This window comes from Phreatobacter sp. GW821-FHT04C01, from assembly GCF_059420385.1.
Window position 1 is genome coordinate 668748 of sequence record NZ_JBWKTP010000001.1, and the last position, 15904, is coordinate 684651.

The window sequence follows — 15904 nt, forward strand, 5'->3', positions numbered from 1 at the left end:
CAAGGCTGCACTGCGGCGTTATTCATCGCGCGGTCGTGTATCCGTCACATGTTGCGCAGAACCGGCGCAGGTTTTTCTCCGAGCGCCCGCCAGGTTCCGAAGAGACCGAAGCCGACCGTCAAGATGATGGCGAGCCCGACTATGCCGAAACCGGCGAGCGGCGAGAAGACGAAGGGAATGGTCATGACCTCGGTGGTGACCAGCCAGGCGGCAAGACTGCCGGCGGCGATCCCGAACAGGGCCGTGACCGTGCCGAGCACGGCATATTCGATGGCATAGGTGCCGATCAGCATCGCCCGGCTGGCACCGAGCGTCTTCAGGATGACCGCGTCATAGACCCTGGCGCGATGGCCGGCGGCGAGCGCGCCGGCGAGCACCAGGATGGAGGCGATCAAGGTCACCACGCTGGCGCCGCGGATCGCGGTGGCGATCTGGGTGGCGAGCTGGCCGACCGCCTCGAGCGCGTCCTTGACCCTGACGGTGGTGACGGAAGGGAACTGCCCGGCCACCGCCTGCAGCAAGGCGATCTCCTCGGCGGCCGGCTTCTGGTCCGGGAAGGTCAGGGTGGCCAGATGGCTGTGCGGCGCGCCGCGGAACGTGTTGGGCGAGAACACCACGATGAAATTGATGCCCAGATTGTCCCATTGGATATTGCGGAAATTGGCGATGCGGGCGGTCATGTTGCGGCCGAGCACATTGACCACGACCTCGTCGCCGAGTTTCAGCCCGAAACCCGCGCCCATGCGCTCGTCGAACGACACGAGCGGCGGTCCGGCATAGTCGGCCGGCCACCATTCGCCTTCGACGAGGCGCGAGTTCTTCGGCACCGTGGACGCGTAGGTGATGCCGCGGTCGCCCGACAGCGCCCAGCGAATCTCGTCGGGCGCGCGGATCTCCTCGACCGGCCGGTTGCCGAGCCGGACGAAGCGGCCGCGCAGCATGGGCACCCGGTCGAGCAGGGCACCGGGCGCCTCGGCCGCGATGAAGGCATCGAAGCGCGGCGCCTCGGAATTGGGAATGTCGACGAAAAAGAACGATGGCGCGCGTTCCGGCAGAGCGGTCTCGATCTGACGGCGGAAGCTGGCATCGACCAGGGCGATCACCGACAGCAGCGTCAAGCCGAGGCCGAGCGACAGCACCACGGCTGGCGTCAGGGCGCCCGGCCGGTGCAGGTTGGCGATCGCCAGGCGCAGGCCGGTATGGCGCGGGCGCGGCAGGCGGGCGGCCAGCGCCATGACGCCGAAGGCGACCAGGCGCAGGATCACGAACGAGCCGGCGGCGCCGAGCATGAACATCAGCGCCAGCCGCGGATTGAAGGCCGCGCCGATCGCCAGCGCAACGAGGCCGCCGAGCGCCGCGCCGGTCATCAGCATATAACGCTTGCGCGGCAGGCGGCCGTCGCTGTCGACGGTGTCGCGGAACAGCGCGGCGACCGGCACGTCATGGGCGCGTCCGAGCGGCCAGAGCGCGAAGGCCAGCGCCACCAGCAGGCCGAAGCCGGCCGCCATGGCGAGCTCGCCGGGATAGAATCCGACGGCGACCGGCACCGGAATGAACGAACCGAACAGATAGAGCACGGCATAGGGCAGCGCCGCGCCGAGCGCGAGGCCGATCAGCGTGCCGATCAGCGCCAAGCCGCCGATCTGGGTCAGGCTGACCGCGAAGACCAGGCCGCCGGTGGCGCCGAGCGCCTTCAGCGTGGCGATGTCGTCGCGCTTGCGATCGACCAGGCTCGCCACCGCATTGGCGACGCCGACGCCGCCGATCAAGAGGGCGGTCAGGCCGACCAGGGTCAGGAACTGCGAGAAGCGCTGCACCTGGTTGGCCAATTGGGGCGAGGCGTTGATCCGGGTGCGAACGTCGAAGCCCGCCTCGGGGAAGCGCTGGCGCATGTCGGCGACGACCCGCAACACGTCGGAATCGCCGGCGAGCCGCTGCTCGAGGCGGAGCTGATAGAGCCAGCGGATCAGCGATCCTGGCTGGATCAGGCCGGTCTGGCGGAAGGCATCGAGCGAGATGATCAGCCGCGGGCCGAAACCGATGCCGCCGGCGAGCCGGTCGGGCTCCTGCCGGATGAGGCCGCGAACGGTCACCGTCAGGTCGCCGAGGATCAGGGGATCGCCGAGCTTGAGGTCGAGGCGGGCGAGCAGGGCCGGCTCGACCAGCACGCCGGGCAGGCCGTCGCGTGCGGCCAGCAGGTCGACGGTCGAGCCGGCAGGCTCGGTTTCGAGCGAGCCGATGAGCGGGTAATAGAGCGGATCGACGGCCTTGATCTCGACCAGGGCTGAGCGTCCGGTCTCGATGCGTGCCATGGCGCGGGTGGCCGCCATGGTGGCGAGCGTGCCGCGGCCGGCGAGGGCCGCCACGGCGTCCGGGGCGAGCTCCTGGTGCATGACCTGGAACGAGGCATCGGCGCCGAGGATCACCCGGCCTTCGCGATGCAGGCCCTCGACCAGGCCGCGCGAAAACGAGCCGACGCCGGCAATGGCGGTGACGCCGAGCGCGATGCAGGCGAGGAAGATGCCGAAGCCCTTGAGGCCGCCACGGAGGTCCCGGAGGCCCAGGCGAATTGCGGTCGGGAGGCGCGAGGGGCGGGCGACGAAACTCGTCATCACACCCGCTCCGCCATCCTGACATCCTCGACAATGGTGCCGGAGCGCAGCCGGACGACCCGGTCGCAACGTTCCGCCAGGCCGCGGTCATGGGTCACCAGCACCAGCGTCGCGCCGCGTTCCGCCTGTTTGGCGAACATCAGGTCGATGACGTTCTTGCCGGTGGCTTCATCCAGATTGCCGGTCGGCTCGTCGGCGAACAGGATGGCCGGCTGCACCGAGAGCGCGCGGGCGAGCGCCGTGCGCTGCTGCTCGCCGCCGGACATTTGGGCGGGATAGTGATTGAGCCGCGATCCGAGGCCGAGCGCTTCGAGTTCGTTGGCCGCCTTGTCGAAGGCGTCGGGATCGCCGGCGAGCTCGAGCGGCACGGCGACGTTTTCCAGCGCCGTCATGGTCGGGATCAGATGGAAGGACTGGAACACGATGCCGACATGGCGGCCGCGAAAGCGCGCCAGCCCGTCTTCATCCAGCCTGGTGATGTCTTCGCCGGCGACGACGACCGCACCGGAATCCGGCCGCTCCAGCCCGGCCATGACCATCAGCAGCGTCGATTTTCCCGAACCGGACGGGCCGACCAGCCCGACGCTCTCGCCCGGCGCGATCGCAAGTGACAGGTCCTTCAGGATATGGACGCGCGAGGCGCCGCGTCCGAGCGACAGGTCGATGCGGTCCAGCGCGATCGATCGGCGTTTGGACAGGGAGGCAGGAGTCAGGGCATCCATGAGAACATTCGCGGTTGGAGACGATTGCGGCGATGCACAAAGATTCTTAGATGGCAGTCAAAGTCGGCTTTGAAAGGGTGTTAGCATGCGAACCCTCTTCACTTCGTTGTTGATCGTCTGCGGTGTTTTGTCCGGGGCGGCCCATGCGCAGGCGCCGCGCGAGGTGAAGCTCGTGGTGCTCGGCGACAGCCTGAGCGCGGGCTATCAGTTGCCGGCGGCCGACGCCTTTCCGGCGAAACTGCAGGCGGCGCTCAGGGCGCGGGGCCAGGTGGTCAGTGTCGAGAACGCCGGCGTGTCGGGTGATACCTCGACCGGCGGGCTGGAGCGGCTGGACTGGTCGGTGGCCGAAGGCACCGACGCGGTGATCCTGGAGCTCGGTGCCAACGACGCCCTGCGCGGGCTCGATCCGGCGATCACCCGCAGCAATCTCGACACCATCATCGCCCGGCTGAAGGAGCGGCGGATCGAGGTGCTGATGGCCGGCATGCTGGCGCCGCCCAATATGGGGTCGGCCTATGCCGGCGCGTTCAATCCGATCTTTCCCGACCTCGCCGGCAAGCATGGGCTGATCCTCGATCCTTTCTTCCTCGACGGTGTGGCGACGGTCGCCGGCCTCAGCCTGGCCGATGGCATGCACCCGAACGCCCGGGGGGTCGACGTCATGGTCCAGCGCATCCTGCCGAAGGTCGAGGAGCTGATCGCGGCCGTCAGGGCCCGGCGCGACGGTTGACGGCGGCGGTTCGGCTGCCTAACCACGGCCGGGCTTGTATTCTCTTTCGAAACAGCCCTTTCCAGCCCAGAGCAGCGCTTCCATGCAGACCCGTCCCCTCGGCCGCACCGGCGTGAACGTCTCCGCCGTGTGCCTCGGCACCATGACCTTCGGCGAGCAGAACACCGAGGCGGAAGGGCACGCGCAGATGGACTATGCCGTGTCGCGGGGCATCAATTTCTTCGATACGGCCGAAATGTATTCGGTGCCGCCGAAGCCGGAAACCTATGGCTCGACCGAGCGCATCGTCGGCTCCTGGCTGAAACGGCGCGGCAAGCGCGACGACATGATCATCGCCAGCAAGGTCGCCGGCGCCGGCCAGATGGACTGGCTGCGCGCCGATCGCCAGCCGACCCGGCTCAATCGCGCGCAGATGACGGAAGCGCTCGACAACAGCCTGAAGCGGCTCGGCACCGACTATATCGACCTCTATCAATTGCACTGGCCGGAGCGGCCGGCGCCGTTCGGAGCCAATCCGAGCCGTTTCGAGGCCGGCTTGTGGGCGCCGCGCGACGACGAGACCTCGATCGGCGAGCAGCTCGACGTGCTCGCCGGCTTCGTTCGTGCCGGCAAGGTGCGTTTCATCGGGCTGTCGAACGAAAGTGCCTGGGGCACGATGTCGTTCCTCGCTGAGAGCGCCAGCCGCGGCTTGCCGCGGGTGCAATCGGTGCAGAACGCCTACCACCTGCTCAACCGCACCTTCGAGACGGCGCTCGCCGAGGTGGCCTTGCGTGAACAGGTGGGACTGCTCGCCTATTCGCCGCTGGCGCAAGGCTTCCTGACCGGCAAGTATCTCGACGGCGCCCGGCCGGCCGGCGCGCGGGCGACGCTGTTCAACCGCCAGCAGCGTTATGAAAAGCCGGGTGCCGAAGCGGCGATCAAGGATTATCTGGCGGCGGCGGCCGAAGCCGGTCTCGATGGCGCCACCTTGGCTATCGCCTTCGTGATCAGCCGCGGTTTCGTCACTTCGGCCATTATCGGGGCGACATCAATGGCCCAATTGAAGGTGGCGGTCGATGCCGGCGGCGTTGTCCTGGCGCCGGATGTGCTGGCCAAGATCGATGCAATTCACCAGCTGCGCGGCAACCCGTCGCCATGACCCTGGCGGTGTTTCGTAGAATCTGCTTGGAATCGGCCGAAGGACCGGCTAGCTTGGGGACATGGGAATCGGTGCGGTCCGGGTAAAATCCGCGCATCGACCAGAGATACCAAACAGGTCTGGTGGGGTAGAAACTTCGGACACGCGGCGCGAGGGGCGTCACGATCCGATCCCGAAAGAGGACTTCGCAAGACAGAGCGAAGCAGGCCGGGCAGGGTGCCCGCGCTCGAAAACCGCAAGACCGCTGAACGCCGCAAGTGCGGCAGGACCGAGCCACCGAGGCCAACGGGTTCCTGCCGGCAGCGGCTCCAAAATCCGGGCGCGCCGCATTGAACGGGGCGGCCACTTCAGGTCGAAGAAGGACCGACATGAGAAACGGCAACAACAAGCGCATGCGCGGCCGCAACAACAACCGTGGCGGCAAGGGTCCCAACCCGCTGTCGCGAGGCTATGAATCGAACGGGCCGGACGTGAAGATCCGCGGTACCGCCCAGCACATCGCAGAGAAATATCTGCAACTGGCGCGTGACGCCCATTCGTCGGGCGACCCGGTGGCGGCGGAAAACTATCTCCAGCACGCCGAGCACTATTTCCGCATCATCGCTTCGGCGCATGACGCGCTGCGTCAGCAGAATCCCTATGCCGGGCAGCCCGGTGCCGAGGATGACGGCGACGACGGCGACGACGACGATGAATTCGCCAGCCCGTTCGACAAGCGGTTCGAATCGCCGGTGCAGGTCAGGCCCGAGCCGCCGCCGCAGGCGCAGCCGCGCAACGAATTCGGCGGCCAGCGCGATTTCCAGGGCCAGAACCGGGAATTCCAAGGCCAGAACCGCGATTTCCAGGGCCAGAATCGCGAGTACCAAGGCGAACGGCGCGACTTCCAGGGCCAGAACCGCGGTGAGCGGTTCCCGGACCGCCAGCGCTTCCCGGATCGCCAGCGTTTCCAGGCCGACCCGTCGGCCGCCGAGCAGCCGGATCTCGCCGGCCAGCCCGAGGGTGAGGGCGGCGCGCAGCCGCCGCGCGAGGGGCTGCGGCCCGACGGCCGTCCCTATGAAAGCCGTCGCGAGCGCTTCGAGCGCCGTCGCGCCGAGCGTTTCGCCGATCGCGGCCGGCGCGATGGCGCGCCCGAAGGCGAAGGCGCCGAGGGCGCGGAGCCGCCGGCGCAGGCGGCTGCGCCCATGCCGCGCGAAGCCCGCGAGCCGGCTCCCCGCGAGCCCGCGCCGCGCGAGCCGGCCAAGCGCGAGGAAGAGGTGAATATCGGGCTGCCGGCCTTCATCACCGGTGGCGGTGCGCCGGCGGCCGTGGCCGCCGTGGCTGCCGTGGTCGAGGAAGCGGCGCCCGCGCCCAAGCCGCGCCGGCGTCGTACGCCGCGCATCAGCAGCGAAGAGGCGGCGGTCGAGGCCGGCCCGGAGAAGACCACCGCCGAGTGAGGCCTCGCCATCCCGCATGAACGAGGGGCGCGTCCAACGGGCGCGCCCTTTGCGATTGTGGCAGCTCGGCATTTTGGCATCTTGCCTCGCCTTGGTCCGGCACGCTAAAGCCCCTGCGCTGCCAACAAGGGGAAACGGCCATGGCCACGCAAAAACTTCTCGTTCTGCCCGGCGACGGCATTGGTCCCGAGGTCATGGCCGAGGTCGAAAAGATCGTCGGCTGGTTCACCCGGCAGGGCGTCGCGGCGTTCGAGGTCGAACGCGGCCTGGTCGGCGGCACCGCTTATGACGCCCATGGCGAGGCGATCTCGAATTCCGACATGGCGCTGGCGCAGGCCGCCGACGCGGTGCTGTTCGGCGCGGTCGGCGGCCCGAAATGGGCCGACGTGCCCTATTCCAAGCGCCCCGAGGCCGGCCTGCTCAGGCTGCGCCGGGATCTCGGCCTGTTCGCCAACCTGCGGCCGGCGATCTGCTTCCCGGCGCTGGCGGCGGCTTCGTCGCTGAAGCCGGAGGTGGTCGAGGGCCTCGACATCCTGATCGTGCGCGAGCTCACCGGCGGCGTCTATTTCGGCGAACCGAAGGAGATCGTGACGCTGGAAGACGGCTCGCAGCGCGGTATCGACACCCAGGTCTACACGACCGGTGAAATCGAGCGCATCACGCGGGTCGCTTTCGAGCTCGCCAAGACCCGGCGCAACAAGGTCTCCTCGGCCGAAAAGCACAATGTCATGAAGACCGGCGTGCTGTGGAAGCAGATCGTCACGCGGGTCCACAAGGCCGAGTTCGCCGATGTCGAGCTGGAGCATGTGCTGGCCGACAATTGCGCCATGCAGCTGGTGCGCTGGCCCAAGCAGTATGACGTGCTGGTGACCGACAATCTGTTCGGCGACATCCTGTCCGATATCGCCGCCATGCTGACCGGCTCGCTCGGCATGCTGCCGTCGGCCTCGCTCGGCGCGGAGGATGCCGCTTCCGGCAAGCGCAAGGCGCTCTACGAGCCGGTGCACGGCTCGGCCCCGGACATCGCCGGCAAGGGACTGGCCAATCCGATCGCGACGATCTCGTCGTTCTCGATGGCGCTGCGCTATTCGTTCAAGGCGATCGACGCCGCCGACATGCTCGACAAGGCGATCACCAATGTGCTGGCCTCGGGCCTGCGCACGGCCGATATCAAATCCGACAACACCCATGTGGTCGGAACCGGGGCCATGGGCGATGCGATCCTGAAGGAATTGCAGCGGCTGGCGGCCTGACGCGCCCGGGCGGCCGCGGCCTCAGCGGCGGCCGTACCGGAAACCCGTGGCGCCGAGGTCAGACGCTCAGGTCGAGATTGACGCCCGGCTTGCTCATGGTCTTCGGCTGCTTCGGCGTGCCGATGGTGGCGGCGAAACCTTCCATCCGCGACAGATGCTGGCGTGCCGCCGGCGACAGCGTGACATTGACCTCGGCGGTTCGGACCGCCCGGGTCGGCGTCTCGTTGCGCGGAATGCCGGTCGATTGATTTTGCCCGGAGGACGGGCCCGCGGGCGTCACGGTGCCGATCGTCGGTGAACCCACCTGACCAATAGCCATGATTGTCTCCGATCCTGTTTCGGCGCCAGGATGGGGCGTTATGGTTAATGAGGCGTTAAATTCGCCGTGCCGGGCGGACGTCCGGTCAAAGCCGGCGCAGGCGCAGCCGGGCCTGACCCTCGTTCTGGAACAGGCGCGGCGTGCCGGCCGTGACGCCGGGCTGGACCGCGCCGCACGGCTGCCGGTTCAGTTCCGCCTTGACGAAAATGGCCGCCAACGCCTGGTCGCCGGCGCCGATCGTCACCAGGCGATCGATGAAACAGCTGACATCGGCACGGTTGACGATTTCGGGCCCGGCATTGCAGACCCAGCCGACGACACGCAGGCGCGCTTCCGGCGAGCGGAGTGCGAAGCCGAGGCAGGCTTTCGGTCCGGCCGGGCCGTCAATGGCGATATCGGCGGTCGGCAGCGGTCCGAATTTGCTGGCGAGCGCTTCGTGGCTCGGCTTGAGCCGCGCCGGCACGCCCAGATCGGCGATCAAGGCGGCGATGTCCTGCTCCGCCGCGACATGGCCGGTTTCGCCACGGTCGATCGCCATCGCGGCATGCCGATGCTCGCCGGTCGCTTCGCCGAACAAGAAGAGATCGCGGCTGACACCGTCGGAGCGGCGCAGCACGCTGGTTCTCAGGCCGAGCGGGCGCCAGCGGGGCGCGTCCAGGTCGAAGCCGCCATGGCGCGCCGTGGAGGCACGCCAGACCGGCGTCGCGTCGCGCGGCTCGATCGTCTCGGCGGCCTGCTGGCTGCCGGCGACGGCGGCAACCGAGAGCGCGCCGATCGGCGCCGACAGGATCAGGCCGAGGCCAAGATAGCCGAGCAGGCCGAGCGACCGGTGCTTGGGCGCATGGCCGGCGGGCATGGCGGCGGCGGCCGGCGCGCCGACGGCTTGCTCCGCTGCCGGTTCGCTCTCCTGCTGGGTCGCCAGATCCTTGGCCACGGCCATCTCCCGTCTCGCCCGGGATCATGGCGGGCAGCCGGTGAGGCGGCGGTATAGCGATATGGTTGATGCCGGGTGAACGGCGATCATGGTTTATGCTTCGTCATCAAACTGACGCAGCGTTGCAGCGCCGCAACACGCGCCAGGAACCTGTTTCCGTCAAGAAACCACTCGTTGACTCTCGGCGCCAATAATCTTCACTCAACAACACAATAGAAAGCGCGGCCCTGTTTCCTGGCCCTCGACCGCTGGGACCGAAGGAGCGGCGTGGGAGAGTGTTATGGGGACGACAATGTTACGGTGGCTTGCCGCCGCGTGTTTTGTTGCGCCAATTTTCGGCGCGGCCGGCCAAGTAGAGGCGCGCGATATCGTGCGCCTGAACATGAATGCCGAGCCTGGAACGATCATCATCCGCAATTCCGAGCGCCGGCTTTACCTGGTGCAGGCCGACGGCACGGCGATCCGCTATACGGTGGCGGTCGGCATGGCCAGCAAGCAATGGGAAGGCGTGACCGTCATCAATGGCCGCCATGTCCGCCCGGCCTGGGCGCCGCCGGCCGTGGTCAAGCATGACCGGCCGAGCATTCCCGATCTCATTCCGGGCGGCGCGCCGAACAATCCGATGGGTGAGGCGGCGATGACGCTGGCCGGTGGCGAATATGCCATTCACGGCACCAATGCGCCCAATTCGGTCGGCCGCGCGGCCTCTTATGGCTGTTTCCGCATGCATAATGCGGATGTGGTCGACTTGATGAGCCGCGTCAGCGTCGGCACGCGGGTCGTGGTCACGCGCTGACCGCAGGCGCCCGCGGCCAGCGCGGGCGCTCGCTTGTGCGCGTCGTCAGCGCGCGCAGGCCTTGGCGTGTCTCGACGGCGCTCGTCGGTGTCAGCGTCACGCCGGCGATGAAGTCGCGCAGCCGGCCGTGATCGTCGCCACGCGGCGCGAAGTCCGCGACGATCGCGTCGTAGCGCTCGCTCAGCAGTGTCGAGCGCGGGTCGAGATTGGTGCAGAGCAGAAGGCCGGTCGGCGGGGCGTCCAGGAAGATCAGCTTCAGGTCGGGACGGTATCTTTGCAGGATGGCCGCCGTCTTCCATACGTCGCCCGTCCAGTAGGTCCTGAATTTCGGATTCTGCAGCGCCTCGCGACGGGTCCGCGAGGTCATTTCGGCCGTCGGCGGCAGGCAATCATGCAACGCGATGATCGATGAAGCCTCGCAATTCTTCTCGGTATTGATGAAGTCCCGTAGCAGATATTCGTAGTGGTGCATGCCGTCGAGAAAGGCCAGGTCGATCGGGCCGCCGAGAAGCGCGCGGGGATCGTGGCGCCGAAAGAAATCGTCGCTCGTGCACTGGTACATCAGGCAGACCGGCTTGTTGCCGATCACGTCGTGCTTGAGCACGAAATGGGGATCGATCGCGATCGAGGCACAGTGGATGCCTGCCAGCGAAAACCCTTCATTGGTGCCGATTTCGAGATAGCTCTTGGCCTTGCAGAGCTGCGCGATATGGCTCAGCACCTTCAGGTAGAGCACGCCGCCATGAACGATCATTTCGTCCATGACCGGGTCGAAGCGGACACTTGTCATCGATCTGCCTTGGTCATCGGGGCGCCGGACGCCCATGGGGCAACGATGCCCGATGGTACTGAGGGAAGCGAGTGGAACGCCTTGGCGCCGGTGCGCCGGAAGCGGGACGCCTAGCGTTTCGGAAAGACGTAGATGAAGGTCGCCAAGTCCACCTCCGAGGTGGTGTCGGGATCACGGACATATTCCTCGACGAAGGAATCCTCGGCCTGGATCGACCGCTCGTCGAGGAAATTGGTGATCTCGTCGTAGGTCTGTTCCATCGTGTCGTAGCCGCCGAAATGGACGAACCGGTAGGCCTGCCCGGCCGGCGTCGTGCCGGGGCGCGCCGGCAGGTAGCGTTCCGGCGCCTGGCTCAGCGCGACGACCGGCAGGATGGCCTCATAGTCGGCCTGCTCGTCGGTCGAGGACACGAAGCGGATCATCGGCGGACCCGCCGCGACGACCCCCTGGGCCCGGGCGAGGCCGTTCAGCTGCTCCAGGGTCCGGCGGAACGTGCCGTAGAGATCATCCCAGGTGGCGCGCCCCGACAGCACCAGGGCGGGACGGGCGGTGAGCGTGATCTCGTCGCCGAAACCGGCCGATTCGACCGGATCGGCCGGGCGGGTGGGCGGTGTCTGCGCGGTCGCCGGCGGGGTCTCGGGTGCGGGCGTGCCGGGGACCGGCGGCTGCGGCGCGGGGGTCGCGACCGGCGGCGGCGCCGGGACGGCGGGGATGTCCGGGGCGGGCGCCGGCGGATTGGCCGGTTGCGGCGTCGCCTGGGCCTGCGGGGCCGCGGGCGCCGTCTGGGCCAGAAGCGGCGGCGCCGGCACGGACAGGCCGGCAACGAGCATCGCGGACAGGAGCGCTGGCTTCATGGCTTGCTGCCTCTCACATGCTTTCGAATGCCGGCCAGGTGCTTTGCGGCGCGGCCATTTTGGACAGGACGACGATAACCTATATAGAGAACGGAAACGCCTCGGCGTCACTCTCAAAGGCATGCTTTTTAATGCATGACCTTCGCTATTGGATGACGTGCTGTCCCATGAGCCCGCTTGCGCACCAGCCGTTCTGGAAGATGAACGGCGCCGGAAATGAGATCGTGGTCGTCGACCTCAGACGGTCGAGCCATGTGGTGACGGCTGCCGAGGCGCGTGCCATCGCCGGCGGCGACGGCAGCCATTTCGATCAGCTGATGGTGCTGCACGCGCCGCGCATGGCCGGGACCGAGGCTTTCGTCCGGATCTACAATAACGACGGATCGGAAGCCGGTGCCTGCGGCAACGGTACGCGTTGCGTCGCCTGGGTGCTCACCGAGGGCACCGAACGCGACAGCGTCACGGTCGAGACCAAGGCCGGCCTGCTGGCCTGCCGGCGGCTCGCCCGCGAGACGTTCTCGGTCGACATGGGCGAGCCGAAGTTCGGCTGGCGCGACATTCCGCTCGCCGAGGAGTTTCGCGACACCCGCGCCATCGAGCTGCAGATCGGTCCGATCGACGCGCCGGTATTGCACTCGCCCTCGGTCGTGTCGATGGGCAACCCCCACGCGGTGTTCTGGGTCGACGACCCCTATGCCTTCGATCTCGCGAAGATCGGTCCGCTCCTGGAGAACCATCCGATCTTCCCGGATCGGGCCAATATTTCGCTGGCCGCGGTCAAGTCCCCGGATCGGATCGTGCTGCGTGTCTGGGAACGCGGAACCGGCATTACCCGGGCCTGCGGCTCGGCCGCCTGCGCCGTTCTCGTCGCGGCGGCCCGCACCCGGCGCACCGGCCGGTCGGCGACCATCGTGCTGCCGGGCGGCGAGCTGAAGGTCGAATGGCGCGACGACAATCACGTCATCATGACCGGTCCGACCGAGCTCGAACAGACCGGCGCTTTCGATCCCGCCCTGTTCCAGGCGGCCGCCTGAGCCATGGCGGTCGAGGTCGTCACCTTCGGCTGCCGGCTGAACACCTCGGAATCCGAGGTGATGCAGAAGCTCGCCGACGAGGCCGGGCTTGGCGACGCCATCATCGTCAACACCTGTGCGGTGACGGCGGAAGCGACCCGCCAGGCACGCCAGACCATTCGCCGCATGAAGCGTGAGAACCCGACCGCGCGGATCGTGGTGACCGGCTGCGCGGCGCAGACGGAGCCCGCCATGTTCGCCGAAATGGCCGAGGTCGACCGGGTCATCGGCAATGACGAGAAGATGAAGCGGGCGGCCTGGGGCGAGACCCGCCAGGCGCTGGCGCGCGGCCCGGATTTCGGCGTGGCCGCGACCGAAAAGGTGGCGGTCAACGACATCATGGCGGTGCGCGAGCAGGCGCTGCATCTGGTCGACGGCCTGACGGGGCGGTCGCGAGCCTTCGTTCAGGTCCAGAACGGCTGCGACCATCGCTGCACCTTCTGCATCATCCCTTATGGCCGCGGCAATTCGCGGTCGGTGCCGATGGGCGAGGTGGTGACCCAGGTGCGCCGCCTGACCGGGAACGGCTATCGCGAGGTGGTGCTGACGGGCGTCGACATCACCAGCTACGGGCAGGGCCTGCCGGGCGAGCCGAAGCTCGGCGCGCTGGTCAAGGCGATCCTCAGGCATGTGCCGGAGCTCGAGCGGCTGCGCATTTCCTCGATCGATTCGGTCGAGGCCGATGCCGACCTGTTCGATGTGATCGGTGGGGAGGCACGCTTCATGCCGCATCTCCACCTGTCCCTGCAGGCCGGCGACGACATGGTGCTGAAGCGCATGAAGCGCCGCCATTTGCGGGATGATGCCATCGCATTCTGCCAGCAGGTCCGGCGCCTGCGGCCCGATATGGTGTTCGGCGCCGATATCATTGCCGGCTTCCCGACCGAGACCGAGGAGATGTTCGCCCGTTCGCTCGACATCGTCGCGGAATGCGATCTGACCCACCTCCATGTCTTCCCGTTTTCGGCCCGGCCGGGCACGCCGGCCGCCCGCATGCCGCAGGTGCCTCGCGACATCGTGAAGGAGCGGGCGCGCCGCCTTCGCAGTCGCGGCGAGGCGGCGCTGACGGCGCATCTCGACAGCATGGTCGGGCGGCCGTTCCAGGTGCTGACCGAAACCCGCGATCTCGGCCGCACCCAGCATTTCACGCCGGTTCGGTTCAAATCGCCGGTCGAACCCGGCGAGATCGTCGATCTGACGGTCGCGACCCATGACGGGCGAGAGGCGATCGCCGCCTGATCGATGGCCGGCCGAGCGCCCGGAGGTGGGCGGCCCGGTCTTTTCGCGTCGCAATATTTCCTGCCGGCAACCGCGATTTCTGCCTCTTATTTCACATTTACGATCAGTGAAACTTGCCTATCCTCCCGGCCATCAAACAAAGCCAACCCTTGTCCGCGCTGCCTTTCCCGGCGGCGGGCAAGCGGATTGCCATGCGGGTAATTTGAGAATTCGACATCTTGAGCGCGGTGCGTCGCACCGAACGCAGGAGTTTCGTCATGTCGAAATTCGGATATTTCGCCGCCGGCGTCCTGGTCGCGACCCTGGCATTCTGGGGCAAGGTGCTGATCGCCCCGCAAACCTCCGACGCGGCCATGCACAACCAGCCGGCGGCCATCATCATGGCGCCGACGCGGCTGCTTCATGAGCAGGCGCCGCGCGACCTGCCGGTCGTCAAAGGCGACCTGTCCTGATCGGCGCCGGCGGCGCGTTCCCGGCGGGCCGCCGCCCGCGCGACGAAGCGGCACCGATCGCGTGATCAGCGGGTCGCCGCCTCGACCATGGCGGCTGCCCGCGCCTTCACCGCGTCGACGATCCCGGGCAATTCCGGGTCGGTCAGGCGGCCGCCGGATTTCATCACCCGGCCGTCGACGATGACCGTGTCGATATCGGCCGGCGTCGCCTGCAGGACGATGGTACCGACCGGGTCGAGGACCGGCGCCAGGCCGATCGAGCCGGCATCGAACAGCAGGATGTCGGCGCGCTTGCCGGGCGTCAGCGAACCGATGATCCGGTCCATGTTGATCGCCCGCGCCGCGCCGATGGTCAGCGCTTCCAGCATGGCGCGGGCCGACCAGGGTTTCACCTCGGGCGCCTTGCCGCTCTCGCGGAAGGCTGTGGCATTGCGCAGCGCCAGATCGGCTGAATAGGCGGCGCGCATCTGCGACAGCATGCCGCCACCGAAGGCCGAGGGAATGTCGGTGCCGAGGCTGAACCGCAGGGCCGCGTCGCGCGCCCGGCCAATGGCCGAAAAGCCGTGGCCCATATGCATTTCGGCCTCGGGCGTGGAGGCGAGCGATGCCCCCTTGTCGGCGGCGATCTTGTATTCGTCGAGGTCGAGATCATTGGCATGGACGAGCTGGGTGTTGCGGTCGAGGAAGCCCCGCTCGGCCAGTGTCGCCACGACCCGCTTCTTGCGGGCGGCATAGATCGGCGCGCCGCAGTGGAAGGCGGTGAGCACGTCGAGCTCGCGCAGCATGGCGAGATCGGCGAGCGCCGGTTCCAGCGCCATGAAGTCGGGACCGGGCAGGCAGACGCCGAGCCGGACCCGGCCGGTCTCGGCGGCGAGCCTGCCGGCCCTCAGCGTCCTGGCATGTTCGAGCATACGGGCGTGGTTGGGCGTCGAGCCGTCCTGGGGCCGCAGCGGCACCGTGTAGCAGAGCACCGCACGCGCTCCCGAGGCGAAATGGCCCTCGACCGCGGCATCGGCATGGTCGGGCGAGATCACCTCGCGGTTCCAGTCGACGATGGTGGTGGTGCCGGCCGCCATTTCATGCAGGCCGCCGGCGCGCACGCCGAGCGCCACGTCGGCGGGCGTCATGCGGTTCGAGTAACGCAGCACCACGGTGCGGAAATAGTCGCCGAAGGAATGGTCGGCGGAAAGCCCGCGCTGCAGGGTCTGCGGCAGGTGGACATGGCCGTTGACGAAACCCGGACAGGCGATCTTGCCTGAGCCGTCGATGATCAGGGCGTCGGTGGGCGCGGTGATATTCGTGCCGATGGCCCAGATGGCGCCGTTCTCGATCAGGATGTCGCCGCGAACGAGGTCGCCGACGGCCGGGTCCATCGACACGATGGCGGCGCCACGGATCAGGATCGCGTTGCGCTCGCGGATATTCGCGGCTGCCGGCGCCTGGGCTCGGGCGGGCGTGATCAGCGCGCCGGCGGCCGCGGCCGCGCCGGCGACCAGCAGGGAGCGGCGGCCGATGCCGGTCGCGGTGAAGTCTTGGTCCGATGCCATGAGCAGGTCCGA

General features: G+C 67.9%; 16 protein-coding genes. 8 read left to right on the plus strand and 8 right to left on the minus strand.

The genetic code is table 11. The features are described 5' to 3' along the window. Window positions 1-44: 44 nt before the first annotated feature. Window positions 45-2612: an ABC transporter permease gene (locus AC07WJ_RS03145; RefSeq protein ID WP_494933067.1), complete on the minus strand. Its 2568-nt coding sequence runs from the start codon at window positions 2610-2612 to the stop codon at window positions 45-47. After that, the gene (locus tag AC07WJ_RS03150) at window positions 2612-3334 is read right to left on the minus strand and encodes an ABC transporter ATP-binding protein (RefSeq protein WP_494933068.1); all 723 of its coding nucleotides are present in this window, start codon (window positions 3332-3334) and stop codon (window positions 2612-2614) included. Before AC07WJ_RS03150 ends, AC07WJ_RS03145 begins: the two co-directional genes overlap by 1 nt. 85 nt (window positions 3335-3419) lie before the next feature. Between AC07WJ_RS03150 and AC07WJ_RS03155 the strand changes: the two genes are divergently transcribed. From AC07WJ_RS03155 to leuB, 4 genes are all read left to right on the plus strand, one after another. Then, window positions 3420-4064 (plus strand): arylesterase, encoded by a 645-nt coding sequence (locus AC07WJ_RS03155; RefSeq protein ID WP_494933069.1) that lies wholly within the window; start codon window positions 3420-3422, stop codon window positions 4062-4064. An 82-nt stretch (window positions 4065-4146) separates the two neighbouring features. Continuing rightward, a complete protein-coding gene (locus AC07WJ_RS03160) occupies window positions 4147-5202 on the plus strand; it encodes an aldo/keto reductase (protein ID WP_494933070.1) in 1056 nt (351 codons plus the stop codon). A 368-nt stretch (window positions 5203-5570) separates the two neighbouring features. Then, on the plus strand, window positions 5571-6635 hold the full coding sequence (locus tag AC07WJ_RS03165; RefSeq protein WP_494933071.1) for a DUF4167 domain-containing protein: 1065 nt from the start codon (window positions 5571-5573) through the stop codon (window positions 6633-6635). A gap of 140 nt (window positions 6636-6775) precedes the next feature. Next, window positions 6776-7888 (plus strand): 3-isopropylmalate dehydrogenase, encoded by a 1113-nt coding sequence (gene leuB / locus AC07WJ_RS03170; RefSeq protein ID WP_494933072.1) that lies wholly within the window; start codon window positions 6776-6778, stop codon window positions 7886-7888. A 58-nt stretch (window positions 7889-7946) separates the two neighbouring features. On the opposite strand, the gene AC07WJ_RS03175 is transcribed toward leuB, so the two are convergent. Both AC07WJ_RS03175 and AC07WJ_RS03180 read right to left on the minus strand, forming a co-directional pair. After that, window positions 7947-8207 (minus strand): hypothetical protein, encoded by a 261-nt coding sequence (locus AC07WJ_RS03175; RefSeq protein ID WP_494933073.1) that lies wholly within the window; start codon window positions 8205-8207, stop codon window positions 7947-7949. 85 nt (window positions 8208-8292) lie between these two features. Then, window positions 8293-9141 (minus strand): hypothetical protein, encoded by an 849-nt coding sequence (locus AC07WJ_RS03180; RefSeq protein ID WP_494933074.1) that lies wholly within the window; start codon window positions 9139-9141, stop codon window positions 8293-8295. Between the two features lie 292 nt (window positions 9142-9433). On the opposite strand from AC07WJ_RS03180, the gene AC07WJ_RS03185 reads away from it, so the two are divergent. Further along, on the plus strand, window positions 9434-9937 hold the full coding sequence (locus AC07WJ_RS03185) for a L,D-transpeptidase (protein ID WP_494933075.1): 504 nt from the start codon (window positions 9434-9436) through the stop codon (window positions 9935-9937). Here the strand turns inward: AC07WJ_RS03185 and AC07WJ_RS03190 are convergent. Together AC07WJ_RS03190 and AC07WJ_RS03195 are read right to left on the minus strand one after the other, a co-directional pair. After that, window positions 9927-10727: a class I SAM-dependent methyltransferase gene (locus AC07WJ_RS03190; RefSeq protein ID WP_494933076.1), complete on the minus strand. Its 801-nt coding sequence runs from the start codon at window positions 10725-10727 to the stop codon at window positions 9927-9929. The genes AC07WJ_RS03185 and AC07WJ_RS03190 overlap by 11 nt on opposite strands. Window positions 10728-10837: 110 nt before the next feature. Continuing rightward, window positions 10838-11581, minus strand: coding sequence for a GyrI-like domain-containing protein (locus AC07WJ_RS03195; protein ID WP_494933077.1), 744 nt, complete (start codon window positions 11579-11581; stop codon window positions 10838-10840). A gap of 167 nt (window positions 11582-11748) precedes the next feature. Between AC07WJ_RS03195 and dapF the strand changes: the two genes are divergently transcribed. Both dapF and mtaB read left to right on the plus strand, forming a co-directional pair. Continuing rightward, window positions 11749-12615 (plus strand): diaminopimelate epimerase, encoded by an 867-nt coding sequence (dapF, locus tag AC07WJ_RS03200; protein WP_494933078.1) that lies wholly within the window; start codon window positions 11749-11751, stop codon window positions 12613-12615. A 3-nt stretch (window positions 12616-12618) separates the two neighbouring features. Further along, window positions 12619-13893: a tRNA (N(6)-L-threonylcarbamoyladenosine(37)-C(2))-methylthiotransferase MtaB gene (mtaB, locus tag AC07WJ_RS03205; protein ID WP_494933079.1), complete on the plus strand. Its 1275-nt coding sequence runs from the start codon at window positions 12619-12621 to the stop codon at window positions 13891-13893. A gap of 103 nt (window positions 13894-13996) precedes the next feature. Here the strand turns inward: mtaB and AC07WJ_RS03210 are convergent, their stop codons facing one another. Next, on the minus strand, window positions 13997-14152 hold the full coding sequence (locus AC07WJ_RS03210; RefSeq protein WP_494933080.1) for a hypothetical protein: 156 nt from the start codon (window positions 14150-14152) through the stop codon (window positions 13997-13999). On the opposite strand from AC07WJ_RS03210, the gene AC07WJ_RS03215 reads away from it, so the two are divergent. After that, complete coding sequence (locus AC07WJ_RS03215) at window positions 14151-14345, plus strand: hypothetical protein (protein ID WP_494933081.1); 195 nt, start codon at window positions 14151-14153, stop codon at window positions 14343-14345. The two genes, AC07WJ_RS03210 and AC07WJ_RS03215, sit on opposite strands and share 2 nt — an antisense overlap. A gap of 65 nt (window positions 14346-14410) precedes the next feature. Here AC07WJ_RS03215 and AC07WJ_RS03220 read toward each other — a convergent pair whose 3' ends face one another. After that, window positions 14411-15892: an amidohydrolase family protein gene (locus tag AC07WJ_RS03220; RefSeq protein WP_494933082.1), complete on the minus strand. Its 1482-nt coding sequence runs from the start codon at window positions 15890-15892 to the stop codon at window positions 14411-14413. Window positions 15893-15904 lie beyond the last annotated feature (12 nt).